Annotated in this window: 21 protein-coding genes and 1 riboswitch; of the genes, 7 read left to right on the forward strand and 14 right to left on the reverse strand. The window is 63.4% G+C overall.

The annotated features are described in order from the left end of the window. Window positions 1–102: 102 nt before the first annotated feature. The gene (ruvA, locus tag LMG28727_RS19935; RefSeq protein WP_201644015.1) at window positions 103–684 is read right to left on the reverse strand and encodes a Holliday junction branch migration protein RuvA; all 582 of its coding nucleotides are present in this window, start codon (window positions 682–684) and stop codon (window positions 103–105) included. Between the two features lie 148 nt (window positions 685–832). Between ruvA and LMG28727_RS19940 the strand changes: the two genes are divergently transcribed. Continuing rightward, window positions 833–1,465, forward strand: a complete 633-nt coding sequence (locus tag LMG28727_RS19940) for a LysE family translocator (protein ID WP_201644016.1) — start codon at window positions 833–835, stop codon at window positions 1,463–1,465. A gap of 9 nt (window positions 1,466–1,474) precedes the next feature. On the opposite strand, the gene ruvC is transcribed toward LMG28727_RS19940, so the two are convergent. Further along, window positions 1,475–2,017, reverse strand: a complete 543-nt coding sequence (gene ruvC, locus LMG28727_RS19945) for a crossover junction endodeoxyribonuclease RuvC (protein ID WP_201644017.1) — start codon at window positions 2,015–2,017, stop codon at window positions 1,475–1,477. 128 nt (window positions 2,018–2,145) lie between these two features. On the opposite strand from ruvC, the gene LMG28727_RS19950 reads away from it, so the two are divergent. Next, window positions 2,146–2,385, forward strand: coding sequence for a hypothetical protein (locus LMG28727_RS19950; protein WP_201644018.1), 240 nt, complete (start codon window positions 2,146–2,148; stop codon window positions 2,383–2,385). A 281-nt stretch (window positions 2,386–2,666) separates the two neighbouring features. On the opposite strand, the gene purH is transcribed toward LMG28727_RS19950, so the two are convergent. The 5 genes from purH to LMG28727_RS19975 form a co-directional block, all read right to left on the reverse strand. Then, on the reverse strand, window positions 2,667–4,232 hold the full coding sequence (gene purH, locus LMG28727_RS19955; RefSeq protein WP_201644019.1) for a bifunctional phosphoribosylaminoimidazolecarboxamide formyltransferase/IMP cyclohydrolase: 1,566 nt from the start codon (window positions 4,230–4,232) through the stop codon (window positions 2,667–2,669). Window positions 4,233–4,277: 45 nt separating this feature from the next. Next, entirely contained in the window at window positions 4,278–4,511 is a 234-nt protein-coding gene (locus tag LMG28727_RS19960) for a Fis family transcriptional regulator (protein WP_006049915.1), read from the reverse strand. Continuing rightward, on the reverse strand, window positions 4,508–5,569 hold the full coding sequence (dusB, locus tag LMG28727_RS19965) for a tRNA dihydrouridine synthase DusB (protein WP_201644020.1): 1,062 nt from the start codon (window positions 5,567–5,569) through the stop codon (window positions 4,508–4,510). Before dusB ends, LMG28727_RS19960 begins: the two co-directional genes overlap by 4 nt. A gap of 227 nt (window positions 5,570–5,796) precedes the next feature. Further along, window positions 5,797–7,101, reverse strand: a complete 1,305-nt coding sequence (locus LMG28727_RS19970) for a UbiH/UbiF/VisC/COQ6 family ubiquinone biosynthesis hydroxylase (protein WP_201644021.1) — start codon at window positions 7,099–7,101, stop codon at window positions 5,797–5,799. A gap of 6 nt (window positions 7,102–7,107) precedes the next feature. Then, on the reverse strand, window positions 7,108–8,514 hold the full coding sequence (locus LMG28727_RS19975; RefSeq protein WP_201644135.1) for an aminopeptidase P N-terminal domain-containing protein: 1,407 nt from the start codon (window positions 8,512–8,514) through the stop codon (window positions 7,108–7,110). Window positions 8,515–8,696: 182 nt separating this feature from the next. Here LMG28727_RS19975 and LMG28727_RS19980 point away from each other — a divergent pair, with 182 nt between their 5' ends. Next, entirely contained in the window at window positions 8,697–9,311 is a 615-nt protein-coding gene (locus LMG28727_RS19980) for a glutathione S-transferase N-terminal domain-containing protein (protein ID WP_201644022.1), read from the forward strand. Window positions 9,312–9,528: 217 nt separating this feature from the next. Here LMG28727_RS19980 and lnt read toward each other — a convergent pair whose 3' ends face one another. The 7 genes from lnt to LMG28727_RS20015 all read right to left on the reverse strand — a co-directional run bounded on the left by lnt (window position 9,529) and on the right by LMG28727_RS20015 (window position 17,594). Next, the gene (lnt, locus tag LMG28727_RS19985) at window positions 9,529–11,232 is read right to left on the reverse strand and encodes an apolipoprotein N-acyltransferase (RefSeq protein WP_201644023.1); all 1,704 of its coding nucleotides are present in this window, start codon (window positions 11,230–11,232) and stop codon (window positions 9,529–9,531) included. 91 nt (window positions 11,233–11,323) lie between these two features. Further along, on the reverse strand, window positions 11,324–12,217 hold the full coding sequence (locus LMG28727_RS19990) for an HlyC/CorC family transporter (RefSeq protein WP_201644024.1): 894 nt from the start codon (window positions 12,215–12,217) through the stop codon (window positions 11,324–11,326). 442 nt (window positions 12,218–12,659) lie between these two features. Beyond that, window positions 12,660–13,370, reverse strand: a complete 711-nt coding sequence (locus LMG28727_RS19995; RefSeq protein ID WP_201644025.1) for a gamma-glutamylcyclotransferase — start codon at window positions 13,368–13,370, stop codon at window positions 12,660–12,662. Window positions 13,371–13,412: 42 nt separating this feature from the next. Continuing rightward, window positions 13,413–13,874 (reverse strand): rRNA maturation RNase YbeY, encoded by a 462-nt coding sequence (gene ybeY / locus LMG28727_RS20000; protein WP_201644026.1) that lies wholly within the window; start codon window positions 13,872–13,874, stop codon window positions 13,413–13,415. A 60-nt stretch (window positions 13,875–13,934) separates the two neighbouring features. Beyond that, window positions 13,935–15,005 (reverse strand): PhoH family protein, encoded by a 1,071-nt coding sequence (locus LMG28727_RS20005; protein ID WP_201644027.1) that lies wholly within the window; start codon window positions 15,003–15,005, stop codon window positions 13,935–13,937. A gap of 75 nt (window positions 15,006–15,080) precedes the next feature. Continuing rightward, entirely contained in the window at window positions 15,081–16,454 is a 1,374-nt protein-coding gene (miaB, locus tag LMG28727_RS20010) for a tRNA (N6-isopentenyl adenosine(37)-C2)-methylthiotransferase MiaB (protein ID WP_201644028.1), read from the reverse strand. A gap of 156 nt (window positions 16,455–16,610) precedes the next feature. Further along, window positions 16,611–17,594 (reverse strand): LysR family transcriptional regulator, encoded by a 984-nt coding sequence (locus LMG28727_RS20015; RefSeq protein ID WP_201644029.1) that lies wholly within the window; start codon window positions 17,592–17,594, stop codon window positions 16,611–16,613. Between the two features lie 142 nt (window positions 17,595–17,736). On the opposite strand from LMG28727_RS20015, the gene LMG28727_RS20020 reads away from it, so the two are divergent. The 4 genes from LMG28727_RS20020 to ribB all read left to right on the forward strand — a co-directional run bounded on the left by LMG28727_RS20020 (window position 17,737) and on the right by ribB (window position 21,563). Then, window positions 17,737–18,141 carry a VOC family protein gene (locus LMG28727_RS20020; protein ID WP_201644030.1) on the forward strand — a complete coding sequence of 135 codons (405 nt, stop codon included), beginning with the start codon at window positions 17,737–17,739 and terminating at the stop codon, window positions 18,139–18,141. 23 nt (window positions 18,142–18,164) lie between these two features. Beyond that, window positions 18,165–19,352, forward strand: a complete 1,188-nt coding sequence (locus LMG28727_RS20025; protein ID WP_201644031.1) for an MFS transporter — start codon at window positions 18,165–18,167, stop codon at window positions 19,350–19,352. Window positions 19,353–19,639: 287 nt separating this feature from the next. Next, window positions 19,640–20,380 carry a helix-turn-helix domain-containing protein gene (locus tag LMG28727_RS20030; RefSeq protein ID WP_236592099.1) on the forward strand — a complete coding sequence of 247 codons (741 nt, stop codon included), beginning with the start codon at window positions 19,640–19,642 and terminating at the stop codon, window positions 20,378–20,380. 124 nt (window positions 20,381–20,504) lie between these two features. Next, a riboswitch (FMN riboswitch) is annotated at window positions 20,505–20,688 on the forward strand. Between the two features lie 155 nt (window positions 20,689–20,843). Further along, entirely contained in the window at window positions 20,844–21,563 is a 720-nt protein-coding gene (gene ribB, locus LMG28727_RS20035; RefSeq protein WP_201644032.1) for a 3,4-dihydroxy-2-butanone-4-phosphate synthase, read from the forward strand. The last annotated feature ends 30 nt before the right edge of the window (window positions 21,564–21,593 follow it).

Raw genomic sequence — 21,593 nt, forward strand, 5'->3', positions numbered from 1 at the left:
GCGAAACTCGTCCGAACGGCCAGGGTGCGTTCGGACGAGCCTTGTGGGAAGCTTTATCTACGCCGCCCGAGCCAGCACACGTCGGGCCTCGCAGTACGTGCGTCAACCTTTGGACAATGCCTTGAGCGCAAGCTTGATGCCCTCGGAAACGCCGGTACCGGCCGGCACGTTTTTGACAGCCGCCAACCCTTCTTTTTCGGAGTAACCCAATGCGAGCAGTGCGTTCAGGATATCGGAGGCGTGGTCGGATGCCGACGCCGCGCCCGCCATTGCGCCCAGGTCGGCGCCGAGCTTGCCCTTCAGTTCGAGGAGCAGCCGTTCCGCCGTTTTCTTGCCGATGCCCGGCACGCGAGTCAGGCGCGCCGCGTCCTGCATCGTGACGGTCTGCGCGAGCTCATGCACGCTCATGCCCGACAGCACAGCGAGCGCCATGCGTGCGCCGATGCCGGAGATTTTCAGCAGTTCACGGAAGGTCGCGCGTTCCTCGGTGGTGCCGAAGCCGTAGAGCAGATGCGCGTCTTCGCGCACGATCATCTGGGTGAGCAGCACGATGCGCTCGCCGGTCGACGGCAGGTTGTAGAACGTGCTCATCGGCACATCGACTTCGTAACCGACACCGTTGCAGTCGACGAGCAGATGCGGCGGGTTTTTTTCCAGCAGAACGCCGGCAATGCGACCGATCATGGCGAATTCAATTTGAAGAGAAAGGGCGAGTGTAGCGCAGCGAGTGAGCGGCGCGGGGGGCGGAATCGCGTTGACCGGCGGGCGCGAGTCTCATAGACTGAGGTCCCTTTTGGCGGGTTCTCAACCCATTCACCCAGAAGGAGCTTCCATGCTGAGCCTCACCACTCTCGCGCTGTTTGCCGGCGCGTGTCTCGCGTTGACCGCAACACCTGGCCCCGACATGTTGCTGATTGCTTCGCGCAGCGTGAGTCAGGGGCGCCCGGCGGGGTTTGCGTCGCTGGCGGGTATTCTGGTCGGCACTTACTGCCATGCGTTGGCGGCCGCGTTCGGTCTGTCGCAGCTTTTTCTGGCCGTGCCGTTAGCGTATGACGTCGTGCGCTTTGCGGGCGCCGCGTATCTGCTTTATCTCGCATGGAAAACGATTCGTGCACAAGGTACGGCGCTGTCACCGAATGGGTCGATGACCCGTTATCCGGTCAGCCGGATTTTTCGGCAAGGTCTTTTCACGAACCTGCTGAATCCGAAGATGGCGGTGTTCGTGCTCGCGCTGTTTCCGCAGTTTGTGCGGCCCCAAGCGGGGTCCGTCGCGTTGCAGATCATGGTGCTGGCGACCGTGCTGAATCTGATCGGCCTGGTTGTGAACGGCACCGTGATTCTGCTGGCGAGCAAGTTGAGCCGCAGGCTGTCGGCGGGGCGCCGGCCGTCAAGGGTGCCGCAGTATTTGCTGGGGACGGTGTTTGCGGGGCTGGCGTGCCGGTTGGCGCTGGCTACGCGGAATTGAACACGCGGTTTATCCCACCAATCGCCCTCGACGCACCCGCAATCCCTTCTTCGCCAGCGAAGGTGCAATTCCACCCAGCGTGCTCAGCGTCGTTCCACTGTGCGCGTGGCAGATCGCCATACCGAGCGCGTCGGCTGCGTCGGTGCCGGGTATGCCAGACAGGTTGAGCAGTCGCACCACCATCTGCTGCATCTGCTCTTTGGTCGCACGGCCGTAGCCCACCACGGCCTGCTTCAATTGCAGCGCCGTGTATTCAGCGACCGGCACACCGCCCGCCACCAGTCCGCAGATGGCCGCGCCGCGTGCCTGGCCAAGCAGCAGCGTCGATTGCGGATTGACGTTGACGAACACTTTTTCGATCGCCGATTGATCCGGCGAATGCTGGCGGATCAGCGTCGAAATACCTTCGAAAATGGTGCCCAGACGCGAGGGCAGATCGGCGTCGGCGGTTTTGATGACGCCGCTTGCGACGTAGCTGAGCGTGTGGCCGCTTTGGTCGATCACGCCGAAGCCGGTGACGCGCAAGCCGGGGTCGATGCCGAGAATTCTCATGAAATGCTGCAGATGCAGTAAAAACCAGGTGCTTGCGATACTACAACGAACGCGCCGGATGACGGTGGCATAAGGCGATGTCGGCGGAATAAAAACTGCTGTGGGCGACGAGAGGAGGGCAATCGCAGATGAAGCGCTATCGGAATCTCAGCGGCCACTCCGGCGTCGACGCGTATGAAATTGGCGATGATTTCGTCAAGGTTCGCTTCAAGCCGGGCGTTGTGTATTGGTACACCGAGGAAAGCGTCGGTGCGCAGCATCTCGCCGCGTTGAAGCGTCTCGCGTTGAGCGGGCGAGGGCTGAGCACTTACATCAGCCAGCATGCCGAGGTGAAAGAAGGTTATGCGAGGAAGGAAGCGGACGAGTGATAGCGCTCGCGTCAGCGCTGCGGTGAACGCTATTGCAACTAACCGCCGTAGGGCGGCCTCTGCAATCCACCCATCGCAACTAACCGCCTTCTAGCTACTACGCGAGCGCGAAACCCGCCTGGACAGATTTCGCGTCGTCAGACAAACCGAGAACCAAAAGCAAAACGGCCCGATGGAAAATCCCATCGAGCCGTTTTTCGTTGAAGCCGACCTCGCAATACGCCGCCTCAAACACGCCGCCTCAAAAAGGAGCCGCCGTCACCGAGGTCAAGCCTCGGCAATCAATGCCGGAAGTGCCGCACGCCGGTCAACACCATCGCAATGTTGTGCTCGTCCGCTGCGCCGATCACCTCATCGTCGCGCATCGAGCCGCCCGGCTGAATCACGCAAGTCGCGCCTGCGGCCACGACCACATCGAGACCGTCACGGAACGGGAAGAACGCATCCGACGCCACTGCCGAACCCGCCAGCGTCAAACCGGCGTTTTGCGCCTTGATGCTTGCGATACGCGCCGAATCCACGCGGCTCATCTGGCCGGCACCCACGCCAAGCGTCATGCCATTCGCGCAGAACACGATCGCGTTCGACTTCACATATTTCGCCACGCGCCATGCGAACAACAGATCGTCCATTTCCTTCGACGTCGGTTGACGCTTCGTCACGACACGCAATTCATCCGGCTGCACGTTCTTCGAATCGAGCGATTGAACCAGCAGGCCGCCGCCAACACGCTTCAGATCGAACGCGTTGTGGCCTTCGCCCAGCGCGATTTCCAGCAGACGCACGTTCTGCTTTGCCGCGAACACCTGGCGTGCTTCAGCGCTGAACGACGGTGCGATCAGCACTTCGACGAACTGCTTCGCCACTGCTTGCGCCGCCGTCACATCCACTTCGCGATTGAACGCGATGATGCCGCCGAACGCCGACGTCGGGTCGGTCTGGAACGCCTTCGAATACGCTTCGTTCGCGTCTGCACCGACTGCCACGCCGCACGGATTCGCATGCTTGACGATCACGCAGGCCGGCACGTCGAAGGTCTTCACGCATTCCCACGCTGCATCGGAATCGGCGATGTTGTTGTACGACAGTTCCTTGCCCTGCAACTGGTTGTAGTTCGCCAGTGCGCCGGCCGGCACGCTCAGGTCGCGGTAGAACGCCGCGCTCTGGTGCGGGTTTTCGCCGTAGCGCAGGTCCTGCACCTTGTCGAATGCCAGGTTAAACGTAGCCGGGTACGTGTTGCGCGACGAGTGCTTCAGTTCGTCGGTCAGGCTCGTCAGGTAGTTCGTGATCGCGCCGTCGTACTGCGCGGTGTGCGAGAAGACCTTGGTCGCGAGGCGGAAATTCGTCGGGTACGAGACCACGTTGCCGTTCGCGCGCATTTCGTCGAGCACGACCGCGTAGTCGGCCGGATCGACCACGACGGTTACATCGCGGTGATTCTTCGCCGCCGAACGCAGCATGGTCGGGCCGCCAATGTCGATGTTCTCGATTGCGTCTTCGAGCGAGCATTCTTCTTTCGACACGGTCTGCACGAACGGATACAGATTCACGACCAGCAGGTCGATGGTCGGAATGTCGTGCTTCTCAAGCGCTGCCATGTGTTCCGGCAGGTCGCGGCGCGCGAGAATGCCGCCGTGCACCTTCGGATGCAGCGTTTTCACGCGCCCGTCGAGCATTTCCGGGAAGCCCGTGTAGTCGGCGACTTCGGTGACGGAGAGGCCAGCGTCCGCGAGCAGTTTCGCGGTGCCGCCGGTCGACAGGATCTTGATGCCGAGGTCCGACAGCGACTTGGCGAAGTCGACGATGCCTGACTTGTCGGAAACGGAGATGAGCGCTTGCTTGATCATGATGAAGACGAAAAGCCGAAGAAAATCGTGGCGGGGCGCGGAAAACTACAACAAACCGTGCTGTTGCAGTTTCTTGCGCAGCGTATTGCGGTTGATGCCGAGATACTCGGCGGCCAGCGACTGATTGCCGCCGGCCTGCTCGAGCACCACTTCGAGCAGGGGTTTTTCTACGCATGAAATAACCATGTCGTAGACGTCATGCGGATTGGAGCCGTCGAGATCCTGGAAATAGATTCCCAGGCTGTCGCGGACAGATTGTTCGATATTGTTCTTGCTCATGCTGCTAGTCGGTCGGTTGGGTCCTCGCCCGTTTTGTTGAGCGATTCGTCGACGTAGACGAGGCGGTCGGAAATCGCCTTTTGTGCGTCAAAGAACTCGTTGACGGCGAGGAGTTGTTCGCGAGTGGTGTCCAGCGTATTCATGCGATGCCGGAACACGTTGGCGCCAGAAAGGCCGCGAGTGTACCAGCCGATGTGCTTGCGCGCAGTGCGGACGCCGGTAAATTCCCCGTAGAACTCGTGGTGATCTTCGAGATGCTCGTTCATCACCTGCTGAATTTCGTCGATGCGCGGCGGCGGCAGCAACTCACCCGTTTGCAGGAAATACTCGATCTCGCGGAACAGCCACGGGCGCCCCTGCGCGGCGCGGCCGATCATGATCGCGTCGGCGCCGGTGGCAGCCAGCACCTCGCGGGCTTTTTGCGGCGACGTAATGTCGCCATTGGCAACGACCGGAATACGCACCGACGCTTTAACGGCGGCGATGGTGTCGTATTCGGCGTCACCGTGATACAGGTCGGCGCGCGTGCGGCCATGCACGGTCAGCATCGAAATGCCGGCGTTTTCGGCCAGGTGCGCGACTGAGAGCGCATTTTTGTTGTCGCGGTCCCAGCCCGTGCGGATTTTCAGCGTGACAGGCACCGCGTCGGGCCCGACGCCCACCGCCCCGACCACCGCCTCGACAATGCGCTGCACCAGCGGCTCGTTCTGCAACAGCGCGGAACCCGCCGCCACGTTGCAGACCTTCTTGGCCGGACAACCCATGTTGATGTCGATGATCTGCGCGCCGTTCGCCACGTTGTAGCGGGCCGCTTCGGCCATCATGGCCGGATCGGCGCCGGCAATCTGCACGGAAATCGGCTCGACTTCGCCGGTGTGATTCGCGCGGCGCATGGTCTTCTCGCTTTTCCACAATTGCGCGTTCGACGCGACCATTTCCGACACCGCATAGCCCGCGCCCAGCCGTTTGCACAGTTGACGGAACGGACGGTCGGTCACGCCGGCCATGGGCGCGACGAACAGGTTATTACGCAGATTGTGGGAGCCGAGAGTGGGCATGACGTGGACGCGCGCGTAGCCGATCGTCGATTTTTTGACAATCGGAGAACCGCGAAAAGCGAGGGAAACCGCTATTTTAGCGTTAACAGATAGCCGACATCGGACTTGAGTCGGCCGTAACTCATTAAATCTTCTATGAAAGTGCTGGTTTTCATAGCGCCGGCGGCGCTCGCGGGGCTTTCGCCAGGCTGCCTAAAAAGGCAGCGCCGCGAGCATGGGCGGCGTGTTTAGCGCCGTTGGCCGAACATCATCTGACGGGCGAGCGCGGTTTTTACCGGCGGCACGAATTCGAGCGCGGTGAGTGCGAGACCACGCATGATCGCGAGTGGGGTCGAATCGACGGTGAACAGGCGGGCGAGCGTGTCGGTGGCGCCGATCGTCATGCGGCGGTCGAGCGCGCGGCGTTGCGCAAACGTGGCGAGCGCCACCGGAGTGGGGCCTTCCGCCGACAACGCGTCGGCGAGCGCATGCGCATCGCGCAATCCCAGATTGAGGCCTTGACCCGCCACCGGATGCAGCGTCTGCGCCGCGTTGCCGATCGCGACGATGTGGCCGTTCACGAGCGTGTCGACGGCGTTCAGGCCCAAGGGGAACGACGCGCGTCCGCGAATCTGCGTAAAGCGGCCCATCCGGTCGCCGAATGCGGAGCCGAGTTCTCGCAGGAATTCGTCGTCGGAGAGTTGGGTGCGGCGCGCGGCTTCGTCGGGCGCGCAGCACCAGACCAGCGCGTAGTCGGCGCCGCGCACGCCACCCATCGGCAGCAACGCAATCGGGCCTTGCGATGTGAAGCGCTCCCACGCCACATGAGGATGCGGCGCGGACACGCTGACCGTGCCGACCAGCGCGGTTTGACCGTAGTCGCGGGTGTCGATTCCGACGGAGGTTTTGCCTGCGGTTTTAGCGGCATTCGTCACGGCGTTCCGGTCGACGCCAGCGCGCTGAGTCGCCACGTTATCGGCGCCTTTGCCCGGCTTCTGGTCGCCAAACAGCCCACCTTCGGCATTCACCAGAATCCGCGTACGCAACCGGCGCGTCACGCCAGCGGTCTCGATCGGCAGCGTGACGCCGTCGTCCTCCTGAACCGGCGCTGCCGCCGAAGTCGAGCGGAACCAGTGCACCGAGGTGGCATGCACAGCCTCGGCGAGTCCATGCACGATCGACCCATAACGCAGCACATACCCGAGCGCCGGCAACCCATGCTCGCTGTGATCGATCAACGTGCGGCCGAAGTGACCACGCTGCGACACGTGAATGCGCTCGATCGCGGTGGCGTCGGCGGGCCAGCGCAGCGGCTCCAGGATCATCCGGCTGCCGTGCGACACGGCGATCGCGCGTGGATCGGCGATCGAATCTTCCGGCTCGCGGGCGTCGATCAGCGCGATCTTCAACTCTCGCGTCACGCTGCGGCGCGCCAGCCAGCCGGCCAGCGCCAGCCCAACCGGACCGGCGCCGACAATCGTCACGTCGAAGTCGAATGCGTGACGGGCCGACGCGGGCTTCAGAATCACCGTCGACTGGGAAACGTCGTTCATCGCCGATTACTTCCCTGTTCCGTGTGCCGCACGCGCTTCGTGCATCAGCGCTTCGATCTCGTCGGCGTCGACCGGCACGTCGCGCGTGAGCAGTTCGCAACCCGTTGCGGTCACGACCGCGTCGTCTTCAATGCGGATGCCGATGTTCCAGTAGCGCTCCGGCACGCCTTCGGCCGGCCGGATATACAGGCCCGGCTCGATGGTCAGCGTCATTGACGGCTGAAGTGTGCGCCACGGCAACGCGCCCGTTTCGTCGCGCGCCGCGCCGCGCTCGCGATAGTCGCCGCAATCGTGCACGTCCATGCCGAGCCAGTGGCCGGTGCGGTGCATGTAGAACGGCGCGTACGCGCGCTCGGCGATGACGTCGTCGACCGAAGCAAATTTCGCACGGTCGATGATGCCGGTATCCAGCAGCCCCTGCGACAGCACGCGCACGGCGGCCTGGTGCGGCGCGTCGAAGGTGACGCCGGCGCGGGTGGCGTCGACGGCGGCATATTGCGCAGCTAGCACGAGGTCGTATAGCTCGCGCTGCGCAGGCGTAAAGCGGCCACTCGCCGGGAACGTGCGCGTGATGTCGGACGCATAGCCGTCGAGTTCGCACGCCGCGTCGATCAGGATCAGGTCGCCATCTTGTGCAATCGTGTTGCCGGCCGCGTAGTGCAACACACAGGCGTTCGCGCCGGCCGCGACGATCGACATATAAGCCGGTGCCTGCGCGCCGAATTTGCGGAATGTGTATAGAAGCTCGGCTTCGAGTTCGTATTCACGCACGCCGGGATGGCTCGCAGCCATCGCGCGCCGATGCGCGTGCGCCGAAATCTGACCCGCGCGGCGCATGATCGAGAGTTCGTGGTCGTCCTTGAACAGCCGCATCTCGTCCAGCAAGGGCAGCAGATCGCGCGCCTCGGCTGGCGCGGCGATACCGCCGCGGCCCTGCGCGCGAACCGCGTCGAGCCAGCCGCGTACCTGTTCATCCAGTTTCGCCGAGGTCCCGAGCGCATAGTGCAGCGAGGGCTTGTCGGCAAGCAGCCGCGGCACTTGCGCATCGACGTCGCCAAACGCAAACGCGGCGTCGAAGCCAAACGCGGCGCGCGCGCCCTCGGGGCCGAAACGGAAGCCTTCCCACGTTTCCCGCTCGACGTTTTTCTCGCGGCAGAACAGGATCGACGTGGGCTCGCCAGGCGCGGCGCTTGCGTCGAGAACCAGCAGCGCCTCGGGTTCGGTGAAACCGGTCAGATAGTAGAAGTAGCTGTCGTGCCGGTACGGATAGTCGGCGTCCCGGTTTCGCAGCGCTTCCGGCGCGGTCGGAACGATGGCGACGCCGCCGCCCGCTGCGCGCAGCGCGGCGAGTACGCGCTCGCGGCGCGTGCGATAAACGTCGATGGCGATGGTGAGTTCGGTCGGCTGGTTCATCGTGCGATTGTAGCGCCCAAAGCGCGGGTTCATTTTGCGCAGATACAGCTGGCGGGACGCTCCCGGCATGTTGCAATCCGCCCACAGCGGGTCCCCACGCGGCTTGCGAAGCGTCCGCGCCGCGCTCGCGATGGCCTCCGACCACTTATACTTTCGCCGGATTCAAGAAAAGGCAGATGGTCATGATGAAACTCATCGGTTCGCTCGCCAGTCCGTTCACGCGTAAAGCGCGGATCGTTCTGGCCGACAAGAGGATCGACTACGAACTGGTGTCCGAAAACGTCTGGGCGCCAGATACCCAGATTCACGCCTTCAATCCGCTCGGCAAAGTTCCTTGCCTCGTGATGGAAGACGGCGAAGCCGTGTTCGATTCGCGGGTGATCTGCGAATACGTGGATACGCTGTCGCCGGTCGGCAAGCTGATTCCGCAGTCAGGGCGCGAGCGCCTGGAAGTGCGTTGCTGGGAAGCGCTCGCTGACGGCGTAATGGACGCAGCCGTGCTGATCCGCGCCGAGAACACTCAACGTACGCCCGAACAACGCGTGGACGCGTGGGTCGCGCGGCAGCAGCGCAAGATCGAAGAGGGCCTTGTGGCGATGTCCCAGGGGCTGGGCAGCAAGACATGGTGCGCGGGCAATCGCTACACGCTCGCGGATATCGCCGTGGGCTGTGCGCTGGCCTATCTCGACTTCCGGATGCCCGAATTGAACTGGCGTGAACCGCACGCGAATCTGGACAAGCATTTCCAGAAGTTGTCGCTGCGCCAGTCGTTTATCGATACGGTGCCGGTGGCTTGAGCGACCAGGCGTTTGCAGGCGGACGGAGCGCTGAATGGGTGGTGGATTCAGGCTTCTGAAGGCCCGGCTTGACGGTTGAGATGGAATTGAAAATGCGCCTGCTCGTCAGGCGCATTTTTTTTGCCGGCGAAGTGTGTGCCGGTGATTGGCGAGCCGCGTTCTTCATGCCTCGCGCATAAAACAACGCGCACGCCGGACACACGCGGCCCCCCGCTGATTACTTGCCGTTGCGTCGCCGCGCAATACCCGGTCCGAATGCGAAGCCGAACGCCAGCAACAGCAGCGAAACCGCCAGCACCGTGTTGTTGCCGCTCGTTACGTACGGGGTATTGCCCGACGTGCCTTGCACGGTGACGTCGAGCGAGCCGATCGTGTAGGGCGCAAGACGGCCGATCACGCGGCCCTGCGCGTCGATCGCGGCCGTCGTGCCGGTGTTGGTCGCGCGCAGCATCGGCCGGCCGGTTTCCAGTGAGCGCATGCGTGCAATCTGCAGATGCTGGTCGAGCGCGATCGTGTCGCCGAACCACGCAAGATTGGTCGAGTTGACCAGTACGCCGGCGGGCGTGGCGCTCTCGCGAATATTGCGCGCGATCTCCTCGCCGAAAATATCCTCGTAGCAGATGTTCACCGACACGGGCTGGTTATGCACCATGAACGGCTTTTGCACCGGAGCGCCGCGATAGAAGTCGCCGAGCGGAATATTCATCAGGTTGACGAACCAGCGGAAACCCCACGGCACGAATTCCCCGAATGGCACGAGATGATGCTTGTCGTAGCGATACACGTCGTGCGAGCCTGGCGTGAGGCCGAACAGGCTGTTCGTATAGTCGATCACCTGGCCTTCCGGCGTAATCGTGCCGCCAATCGCGCCGAACAGGATCGAGGTGCCGGTCGAATCGGCAAACTCACGCACCGCCGACGCGAACGGCGCCGGCAATTGCTGCGCGAGCACGGGAATCGCGGTTTCGGGCGTGACGATCAGATCGGCTGGCTTCGAGGTGATCATCTGTTGATACTGATCGATGGCGGCGCGCATGCCCGCTTCCTCGAACTTCATTTCCTGTTTGACGTTGCCCTGCAGCAGACGCACTGTCAGCGGCGCATTGGCCGGCACGGTCCACTGAACGAGCGTCAGCAGCAGGCCGATGACGATCAGCGCCAGCGCCACGCCGCCAGGAACGACGATGCTCACAATGTTTCCTTTGGCGTTTGGGCGGTCGCTGCCACGGGTGTCGGCCGCGGCGTGACGCGAGCGCAACAGCCGCAGCAGCGCCTGTACGATCAGCGCGGCCACTAGCGCCAGCATCCAGCCGACGCCATACACGCCGACCACCGGCGCATAACCGGCCAGCGGGCCATCCACCTGCGCGTAACCGCTCGCGAGCCACGGAAAGCCGGTGAACACCGTGCCGCGCAGCCATTCACCGATCGCCCATGCGCTCGCAAACGCGAGCGCGCCATGCCAGGTGGGCGAGAACGGCAGGTCGTCGTCTGCTGCGCTGTGACGTGCGTGGCCGGCGCAGAACGACCACATACCTGCGGCTAATGCCGGATAGATCGCCAGATACAGCGAGAACAGCACGAGCGCCGCGCCCGCCAGCGGCGCGGCCATGCCGCCGAAGTAATGCATGCTGACGTATAGCCACCACACGCCGGTCACGAAGTTGCCGAAGCCGAACGCGCCGCCCGTCAGCGCGGCGCTTTTCCAACTGGTGGTGCGCGCGAGCCACGCGAAGAAGAACGCGAAGATCACAAGCTGGAGCCAGCCGCCGTGCGGCGTTGGGGCGAACGACAGCGTGTTGGCCGCACCGGCGATCAGTGCGACGAGGTAGTGCCAGCGGGGCAGCGTGCGAGCGCGCGTGTCGCCGGCAGCGGAAGCGCTCACGCCGGAGCGCGAACGGGAAGTAATCGGGTCGGCCATTGTTGCGCGGTCGGCGTGAGGAGTTGAGGAAAAATGCTGCGAACAGGCTGACCGCTCGCCGCGTAGCAACGCGACGCGGCTAGCGGCCAGATCAGGTTTGCACGTGCTGCGCTTCGCGCTCGCGCTGGCCGGCCAGCGGATCGCGGCGCACCAGCAGCATGTGAATCTGGCGGGCGTCGCCGCGCAGAATCTCGAAGATCAGATCGTCGAGGCGGACTTTCTCGCCGCGATGCGGCACCCGCCCGAAGTGATGTGTGACGAGTCCGCCGATCGTGTCGACTTCGTCGTCTGAATAGTGCGTGCCGAATGCCTCGTTGAACTGCTCGATCTCGGTCAGCGCGCGTACGCGGAAACGGCCGTCCGGCGACGCGATGATATTGCCGCTTTCCTCGTCGAAATCGTATTCGTCTTCGATATCGCCAACGATCTGTTCGAGCACGTCTTCAATCGTAATCAGGCCGGCCACGCCGCCGTATTCGTCGACCACCACCGCGAGGTGATTGCGATTCACGCGGAAGTCGTGCAGCAGCACGTTCAGCCGCTTCGACTCGGGGATGAACACGGCGGGGCGCAGCATGCCGCGCACGTCGAACTCTTCTTCGGCGTAGTAGCGCAGCAGGTCTTTAGCCAGCAGCACGCCGATGATGTTGTCGCGATTGCCTTCGAAGACCGGATAGCGCGAGTGCGCTTTTTCCAGCACGTAGGGAATGAATTCGGCGGGATTGTCCGCGATATTGATCGCGTCCATTTGAGCGCGCGGCACCATGATGTCGCGTGCGCTGAGTTCGGATACCTGGAATACACCTTCGATCATCGACAGCGAGTCGGCGTCGATCAGGTTGCGCTCGTGCGCGTCCTGCAGAATTTCCAGAAGTTCGGCGCGCGAGTCGGGCTCGGGCGAGATGAAGTCGGTCAGACGCTCGAGAAGGGAGCGCTTTTCCTGCGGTTTGTCGGTTTGTCGTCGACTGGGATACGTGTCGTTCATGGTAGTGCGCCCGGCAAGACTGGGCGCGCTGTTGCGGAGCATTAAGGATACACCAGGCACATGGCGGGACCGTGTCCCGCCGGGCTGGGCGATGGGTGAAACCGGGTGAAGCGGGTTGAAGCGGCGCTGACGAAAAGGACAGGGCGTGGGTCAATCCTAACTGATTGCGCGCGGAAAAGCGTTTTCGGGAAAAAAAGTGGCGCGAAGGGCCAGTCATGGCTCACGCGCGCGAGGGGCCAACCGGTTCTGGCAGACGGCGTGCAGCGATCCCGGAGGCAGACTGCCGACGGTTCATCGCTGCCACTGCGAGAGGTGGCGGATTTGCGAAGTTTGATTTGCGAAGTTCGTGACGCGGTTTTGTCCGGTAACGCCTGCCTGGAGACCGTGCTGTGTGGCAACGCGAATCCGTGCGCACCGCCTGCCCGGCGCAAAGCGAAGCGCTTCAGCGCCCGGACTGCGATCCAGAAGACTGTTTAGCCGGTTCACCCGCCTCGCAATTTTCCTCGCGACAGCGCTTGAGCAGCGCCTCGAGCGCACGATCAGGCATTCCGCTTTCACGCAGCGCATGAACTGTGCGGCTAACGTAATCGAGCGTGGTGCCGTAGCGGCCGCACGCGCAGCCGAACACGGCTTTAACCACGTCGTCGCGCAGCTTGCCGGTATAGCTGGGCACGTCGCGGCGCATCACGAAGGCGAGCGCGTCGACCCGCCGTCCATCGGCGAGCACGCACGGCAGCCACGCCGGACGATACGAGCCCATCGCCATTTCACGCCGCCACAGCGCTTCGAGATGCGGCGCCGATCCGTCAGCAGCCAGCCGGAACGCGATGCCGGTACACGAGCCGCCGCGATCGAGCGCGAGCACGAGCCCCGGTTGCTCGGGCGTGCCGCGATTCACGCGCGACCACAAATACAGCCCGCGGTGGTAGCCATGCACCTTCGAGCGGGTTGCTTCGACGGTGGGCAGGCCGGGATTCCAGATCAGCGAGCCATAGCCGAACAGCCACAGGTCGCTCTTGCGGTCCCAGTCGCGCAACGTGCATTCGAGCGATGCGCGCAACTCATCGTCCGTCAGAAGCCGCGATTCACCCAGCGCCGGTGGATAGTCCGGGCAGGGCGACTGGGTATCGGCTTCTGGGAAGAGTGTGCTCACGATGGGGTCCGAGCTGATCGTCTAGGGAAGGGTAATTGAAGCCTATTGATAAGGATCCGGAAACCCGAGCTTGCCGAGAATCTCGGTTTCGATCGCTTCCATTTCGTCGGCTTCTTCTTCGACCTCGTGGTCGTAGCCCTGCGCATGCAGCGTGCCGTGCACGAGCAGATGCGCGTAATGCGCGACGAGCGGCTTGCCCTGCTCGGCGGCTTCTTTCTCGACCACCGGGCAGCACAGGATCAGATCGCCCGTTACCGGATCGTCTTCCGATTCGGCGTACGCGAAGGTCAGCACGTTGGTCGAGTAATCCTTACCGCGATAAGTGCGGTTCAACGTGCGGCCTTCTTCGGCGTCGACGAAACGCACGGTCAGCTCGCCGTCCGCGAAAAGCGCCGCCTTGATCCAGCCGGCCACCGTGGCGCGCGGCAGCAGCGCCTTGTGTTCCGGAAAGGCCTTGGCGGCGGGGAATTGCAGATTCAACGTCAGTTTCGGGGCGCGGCTCATGCGGTTTCTTGGTAAGGCGTGTGTGGCGTATGGAGCAGAAGCATGGTCAGTGGACGGCGATCAGCGTGAATCCGCCGGACTGGCGATTTTCTGCGAATGCGCATCGTACGCCTCCACAATTCGCGCGACCAGCGGATGCCGCACCACGTCCGCGCTGGTAAAGCGCGTCATGGCGATACCACGCACGTCCGTCAGCACCTGCTGAGCTTCGATCAGCCCGCTCTTGTGGCCGCGCGGCAAGTCGACCTGGGTCGTGTCGCCGGTGACCACCGCTTTCGAGCCGAAGCCGATCCGCGTGAGGAACATCTTCATCTGTTCGGGCGTGGTGTTCTGCGCCTCGTCGAGGATGATGAACGCGTGGTTCAGCGTGCGCCCGCGCATGTACGCGAGCGGCGCGATTTCGATCATCTGCCGCTCGAACATCTTGGCGGTCTTGTCGAAGCCGAGCAGGTCGTACAGCGCGTCGTACAAAGGACGCAGATACGGATCGACCTTCTGCGCGAGGTCGCCCGGCAGGAAGCCGAGACGCTCGCCAGCTTCGACAGCGGGGCGCGTCAACACGATCCGTTTGACCTGGTCACGTTCCAGCGCATCCACCGCACACGCCACCGCGAGGTAGGTCTTGCCGGTGCCGGCCGGTCCGATGCCGAAGGTCACGTCGTGCGAGACGATCTGCTTCAGATATTCCCGCTGCATCGGCGTGCGGCCGCGCAAGTCGGCACGCCGCGTGTACAGCTTCGGTCCGAGTGAGTCGAGGTCGTCATCGGCAGCGTCGGCGGGCTGGTCGAACGGGTGGTCCGGGTTGCCTGCGAAACGCGGGTCGCCGGCTTCGTCGCCATTGCTGCCGTTCGGGCGATGCCGTGCCGGATGACGCACTTCGACGAGCGCCAGCTGGATGTCGTCGACCGACAGCGGCTCGCGCGCGTTGTTGTAGAAGTTCTCGAGCGCGGTCAGCGCGAGTTTCGCGCCGCGCCCGCGGATCGTGATGCGGTGCGCCCGGCGTTGCAGCGTCACGTCGAGCGCCTGCTCGATCTGCCGCAGATTCTCGTCGAGCGGTCCGCAGAGGTTGGCGAGCCGCGCGTTGTCTTCGCGCGGTGCGGTGAATTCCAGATGCTGCTGAGCGGTCTTCAAGGCGGAGGTTCGATCCTGTCGGTTTCGATACGCGGTTGGGGTTCTGCAACTATCTGCTACTACGTCGCGCGTCGCTTAATGCGTGGTGGCCGGCGCGTCGTCATGCACCAGCACGAGTTCGCCACGAAGCGAATGTGGGTACGCATGGACGATTTTCACGTCGACCATCTGGCCGATCAGCCGCGCGTGCGACGCCACTGGCGCCGGGAAATTCACCACGCGGTTGTTTTCGGTGCGGCCCGCGAGTTCGTTCGGGTCCTTGCGTGCCGGGCGCTCAACGAGAATTCGCTCGATCTTGCCGACCATCGACTCGCTGATGCGCTGCACGTTTTCTTCGATCGTGGCCTGCAAGTGGTGTAGACGTTTGAGTTTCACCTCGTGCGGCGTGTCGTCGTGCAGATTCGCTGCCGGCGTGCCGGGGCGCGGGCTGTAGATGAACGAGAAGCTGGTGTCGTACTTCATCTCGTGAATCAGCGTCATCATCTTGTCGAAGTCTTCTTCGGTCTCACCCGGGAAGCCAACGATCATGTCCGTGGACAGCGACAGGTCGGGGCGGATCGCGCGCAGCTTGCGGATCACCGACTTGTATTCGAGCACCGTGTAGCCGCGCTTCATGGCCATCAGAATGCGGTCGGAGCCGTGCTGAACCGGCAGATGCAAATGGCTGACGAGCTTCGGCACCTTTGCGTAGGTGTCGATCAGGCGCTGCGTGAATTCTTTCGGATGCGACGTGGTGTAACGAATCCGCTCGATGCCCGGAATGTCGGCGACGTATTCGATCAGCGTTGCGAAGTCGGCAATCTCCGACGAACCGAGCGTCAGGCCGGCGCGGTATGCGTTCACGTTCTGGCCGAGCAGGGTGACTTCGCGCACGCCCTGGTCCGCGAGACCGGCGATTTCGGTCAGCACGTCGTCTAGCGGACGCGACACTTCTTCACCGCGCGTGTACGGCACGACGCAGTAGCTGCAGTACTTGCTGCAACCTTCCATGATCGACACGAACGCGCTCGGACCGTCGACGCGCGCCGGCGGCAGGTGGTCGAACTTTTCGATTTCCGGGAACGAGATGTCGACCTGCGCGCGGCCGCTTTCACGGCGCTTGTCGATCATTTGCGGCAGACGGTGCAGCGTTTGCGGACCGAACACCAGATCGACGTACGGTGCGCGCGCCACGATCGCCGCGCCTTCCTGGCTCGCGACGCAACCGCCGACGCCGATGATCAGATTGGGATTCGCTTCCTTCAGCTCACGCACGCGGCCAAGGTCGGAGAAAACTTTTTCCTGCGCTTTTTCGCGCACCGAGCAGGTGTTGAACAGGATCACGTCCGCATCTTCGGGCGTGTCGGTCTTGATGAGGCCATCGGCCGCGCCGAGTACGTCGACCATCTTGTCGGAGTCGTACTCGTTCATCTGGCAGCCAAAGGTCTTTACATAAACTTTCTTGGTCATCGAATTTCGCCGGTCGCAGTGGTTAACCTGGGGGCGTCGTTTAAGAGGTAATGGGGGCGAAACGTGCGGACGGCGCTCTGGCCTGCGTTGGCCTGCTCCGAAGCCTTCTTGTTCTCGAAGGTCGCAGGCTCGACACGTTTGCAGCGTAACGCAACATTATAGCCCTTCACGGGATGCGGTTTTATCGACCGCGACCGTGCGCGGCCGCTCCGGCGGCAAGCCCAGCAGGCTTTCCAGTTCGCCCGACACCTGCGCGAAACGCTCGCTCAGAAAATCCAGCAGCACCCGCACGCGCGGCGCCATGAAGCGGTTGCGGTGATAAAGCGCGTGCAGCGGCGCGTCGGGATAACGCCACTCCGGCAGCAGGATTTTCAGTCCGTCGGCGCGCAGGTCGGCTTCCACATCCCACATCGACTTGATCACGATGCCGTAGCCGCGCAGCGCCCATTCGCGGGCGACCGCGCCGTCGTTGGTCTCGCGCGCGGTTTCGAACGGCACCGTGTAGTTCTGCTCTTCGTCACCGCGCGTGAAGTGCCACTCGTTCGCCCAGCCGGACGCGGTGCCGAGCACGATGCAATCGAAATTCGCCAAATCGTGCGGATCTTTCGGCTCGCCTTTGCGGGCGATGTATTCCGGCGACGCGCACAGCACGCGCCGGTTCGGCGCCAGCTTGCGGGCGACCAGCGAGCTGTCTTGCGGCACGCCGAAGCGGATCGCCAGATCGATGTCCTCCTGCACGAGATTCGCCAGCGAATCCGACAGCGTCAGCGCGAACGTCACTTCGGGATAAAGCGCGTTGAATTCGTCGAGCCAGTGCATCAGCAGATTGCGGCCGAAGTCGGAGGTCGCGGAAATCCGCACCTTGCCGCGCACGACGCCTTGACCGGCTTGCAGCGCGGCTTCGGCGTCGTCGAGCGATTGCAGTGCCTGGCGGCAGCAATTCAGATACAGACGACCCTCGTCGGTGAGCCGCAACTGGCGGGTGGTGCGTTCGAACAGCCGGGCCTTCAGGCCGGTTTCGAGCTTGGCGAGGCGCGCGCTTGCGGCGGCCGGCGTCAGTCCCATCTTGCGACCCGCCGCCGACAGGCTGCCCTGCTGCGCCGCTTCGACGAAGAGGCGAATGTCACCGAGGTTATCCATCGTGCGGTCTTTCAAAAAGAATTTGAAAATGATTCAAATGCTACGCCAATTATCAAATCGACGCTTCGCGCCGACAATCCACTCCTCGAAAACCCTGATGCCGCGCGCGTGAAGCGCAGACATCGCCGACGCCACGCAAGCCATGCAACTCGATCACGCGACCATCGTTACCGCCGACCTCGAAACCGCCCGACATTTCTTCGTCGATATCGCCGGGCTGACCGAGGGCGCGCGCCCGCCATTTTCGGTGGACGGCTACTGGCTGTATGCGAACGGCCGTCCGGTGCTGCATCTGATCGACGCGACGGTGCCGGCCAGTGCTGCGGCAGGCCGCGTAGCGCCACGTATCGACCACATCGCGTTCCGGCTGGAAAGCGCTGCGCAATGGCAGGCGTTGCATGAGCGCCTGCAAGCGCATGGCGTCAATCATCAAACCGCGCAAGTCCCGCAAATGGGCGCGCAGCCTGCCGAACAGCAGGTGTTCGTCGCGCTCGCGCCGGGTGTCGTCATCGAATTCGTGACGACGCTGGATCACGTTCAACTTTAAGACTGAAACCCTGGAGAATAAAAATGCCCATCCCACTCCTCGCGCTGGCGATCAGCGCATTCGCGATCGGCACGACCGAGTTCGTGATCATGGGCTTGCTGCCCGAGGTCGCGCGCGATCTGTCGGTGTCGATTCCGTCGGCGGGTCTGCTGGTGAGCGGCTATGCGCTCGGCGTCGCGGTCGGCGCGCCGCTGCTCGCGGTAGTCACGAGCAAGATGCCGCGCAAGCTCGCGCTGCAATTACTGATGGGCGTGTTCATCGTCGGCAATACGCTGTGTGCGGTGGCGTCGAGCTATTCCGTGCTGATGATCGCGCGCGTCGTGACGTCGTTCGCGCACGGCTCGTTCTTCGGGATCGGCGCGGTGGTTGCGGCATCGCTGGTACCGTCCGAAAAACGTGCCAGCGCGATTGCGCTGATGTTCACCGGGCTGACGCTGGCGAACGTGCTCGGCGTGCCGTTCGGGACGTTCGTCGGTCAGGAGTTCGGTTGGCGTGCGGCGTTCTGGATCGTTAGCGCGTTCGGGGTGCTGTCGCTGCTGGGCGTGACGGCGCTGGTGCCGAATCGTCACGATTCCGGGCCGGTCGGACTGGGTCACGAAGTTCGTGTGCTGAAAGACCCGCAAGTCTGGACCGCGCTCGCGATGACGGTGCTCGGCTTCGGCGGCGTATTCGTCGTGTTCACCTATATCGCGCCGATTCTGGAGCAGGTGAGCGGTTTCTCGCCGCGTGGCGTGACGTTGATTCTGGTGCTGTTCGGCGTGGGCCTGACGATCGGCAATACGGTCGGCGGCAAGCTTGCGGACCGCGCGCTGATGCCGTCGCTGATGGGCATTCTAGTTGCGCTCGCCGTGGTGATGGCGATCTTCGCGCGCACCAGTCATTCGCAGGTAGCCGCCGCGGTCACGATTTTCGTGTGGGGCATTGCCGCGTTCGCCACAGTGCCGCCGTTGCAGATGCGGGTGGTCGAGAAGGCGGCTGCGGCGCCGAATCTGGCGTCGACCTTGAACATCGGCGCGTTCAACGTGGGCAATGCGGGCGGCGCGTGGCTCGGCGGTCTGGTGATCAACCACGGTCATTCGCTCGATACGCTGCCGTGGGTTGCGGCGGGCGTCAGCGTGGTGGCGTTGTTGCTCACGTGGTTCGCGGCGCGGCAGGATGCGCCGGTGTCGAAGGCGGCGCAGCAGCGCGTGACAGTGCGCGAGGGCGCTTGACGCTGAGGGTTCACGAGCAGGGGGCGGGCGCGGCCGGCAGGAACACTGCGCCCTCGAACCTTTGAGGGCCGAGACCGGCTACGCGGACGCGGCTCCGCATGGCAGGCCAGAGACGCCTCATCCGCACCGCTCGCCCATATGAAAAATCCGCACAAGCTTTGCCAGAATTGCCCTCCGCAATACTGATAACAGTGTGAAGATAACTTCGTTGGGCGCGGGCGGACGCGATGCTATCTTGCTTCCACTAACCGCATGCGCTGCCGTCCGGCGGCGCTTTGGAGGCAATCATGCATTCCCCGCTCGCGCTGGTCCGCGATCCCTCGGTCGACGTTGATGTGCCGCCGCGCGGCGCCGAACCTTTCGATGCACTTGAGCACCTGGTCGGCGTCAATCTGGCGCGTTTGCGCTCCGAACGGCAACTGTCGCTCGACGCGTTGGCACGCGCTTCGGGCGTGTCCCGCGCGATGCTTGCGCAGATCGAATCGGCGCGCAGCGTGCCGTCCATCAAGGTGCTGTGCAAGGTCGCGGCTGCGTTGAAGGTCTCGGTGGCGGCGTTTTTGCGGCGTCACGCGACCAACGGCTTCGAGCATCTGCCGGCGGAGCGTTCGCAGCGCATCGTCAGCTCGAACGGGCGTTATTCAGCGCGGCCGCTTTATCCCGATGCCGAACCGACCGCTGCCGAGTTTCACGAGTTGCGCATCGCGCCGTTGCACACCGAAGCCGGCACGCGCCGCGCGCCGGGCACGACGGTGAACCTGGTGGTCAGCGAAGGCACGCTGGAGGTCAGCGTTCACGATCAGCGCCAGTTGCTCGCGACCGGCGACGCCATCGTGTTCGACGCCGATCAGCCGCATAGCCTGCGTAATCCGGGCGATACCGAAGCGCGTGCGTTTCGCGTGACGTTGAAGGCGGAGACGCCGCCGCGCTGGGACGTGCCTGCGTTGAACGAGACGAGGCATGAAGCGCAGCCAGCCGGAACCCCGCATCAAGCGGAACACAGTGTGGCGCGCGAAGCCTCGCCCGTTTGAACTCGTTTTCTGAACCTCATGACAGCGCGCATCGAAATAGAGCCTTCTGTCTGACTTTTGCCGGTTGCGCAGCAGCCCGTGCGCGACTGCTGTAAGCTTTGCCAGCCGGTTGATCCGGCAATCAGTGCGTCTTCAGGGCGGGGTGCAATTCCCCACCGGCGGTATGCCGGCAGCGCGAGAGCGTGTGCCGGTGAGCCCGCGAGCGCCCGCGTCGTGCGGTTGCCAGCGTATCGGCAACCGGAGCGGGGTCAGCAGATCTGGTGAAAAGCCAGAGCCGACGGTCATAGTCCGGATGAAAGAAGATGTGCAGATAGTCATGTTCGTTGCCGTGACCGCCACGCAGTTCAGGCGGTGCGCGAGCGCCGCATCGAGTTGAATCGGGTGGCGTTCAGCGGCGCGTCTTTGTCTGTTTGCAATGCCCTGAAACGTTTTTCGCCCAACTTTTGCGATGAGCGTTTCAACTATGTCTTTTGCTAAATTTCCTGCTCCCTTGACGATTGCCAGCGACGCAATCGACGATCTCCCGCTGCTCGCCACCGAAGCCGTCCCGCCACGCATCGCTGCTGCGTTGCAGGCCATGCGCGAGGGCCGCGCCGTCGTCCTTCAGGATGACGACGATCGCGAGAACGAAGCCGATCTGGTGGTATCCGCCGAGCGCCTTTCGGTCGAAACCATGGCACTGCTGATTCGCGAATGCAGCGGCATTGTTTGCCTGTGCCTGCCCGACGACAAGATCCGCTCGCTAGAACTTCCGCCGATGACTACCAACAACGCAAGCCGTTACGGCACGGCGTTCACGGTATCGATCGAAGCGCGTGAAGGCGTGACGACGGGCGTGTCGGCGGTGGATCGTTTAACGACGATTCGTGCCGCGATTGCCGATGCGGCGAAGCCTTCCGACATCGTGAGTCCCGGCCATGTGTTCCCATTGCGGGCGATGCCCGGCGGTGTACTCGCGCGGCGCGGCCATACAGAGGGCACGGTGGATCTGGCGGTGCTCGCGGGGCTGAAGCCGGCTGGCGTGCTGTGCGAGCTGATGAACGCGGACGGCACGATGACGCGCGGCGCGGACGTCGAACGTTTCGCCGCCCAACATAATCTGCCGATGCTGACGATTGCAGAGCTGGTGGCGTTTCGCGAGGCGCTGGCTCGGGTGCGTGAGAGCGTGGCGGAAGAGGTTTGATGAATTGAGTAGGGTGGTAAGCGCGACGTG

This window comes from Paraburkholderia metrosideri (assembly GCF_904848625.1).
In the GTDB taxonomy this organism is placed as follows: domain Bacteria; phylum Pseudomonadota; class Gammaproteobacteria; order Burkholderiales; family Burkholderiaceae; genus Paraburkholderia; species Paraburkholderia metrosideri.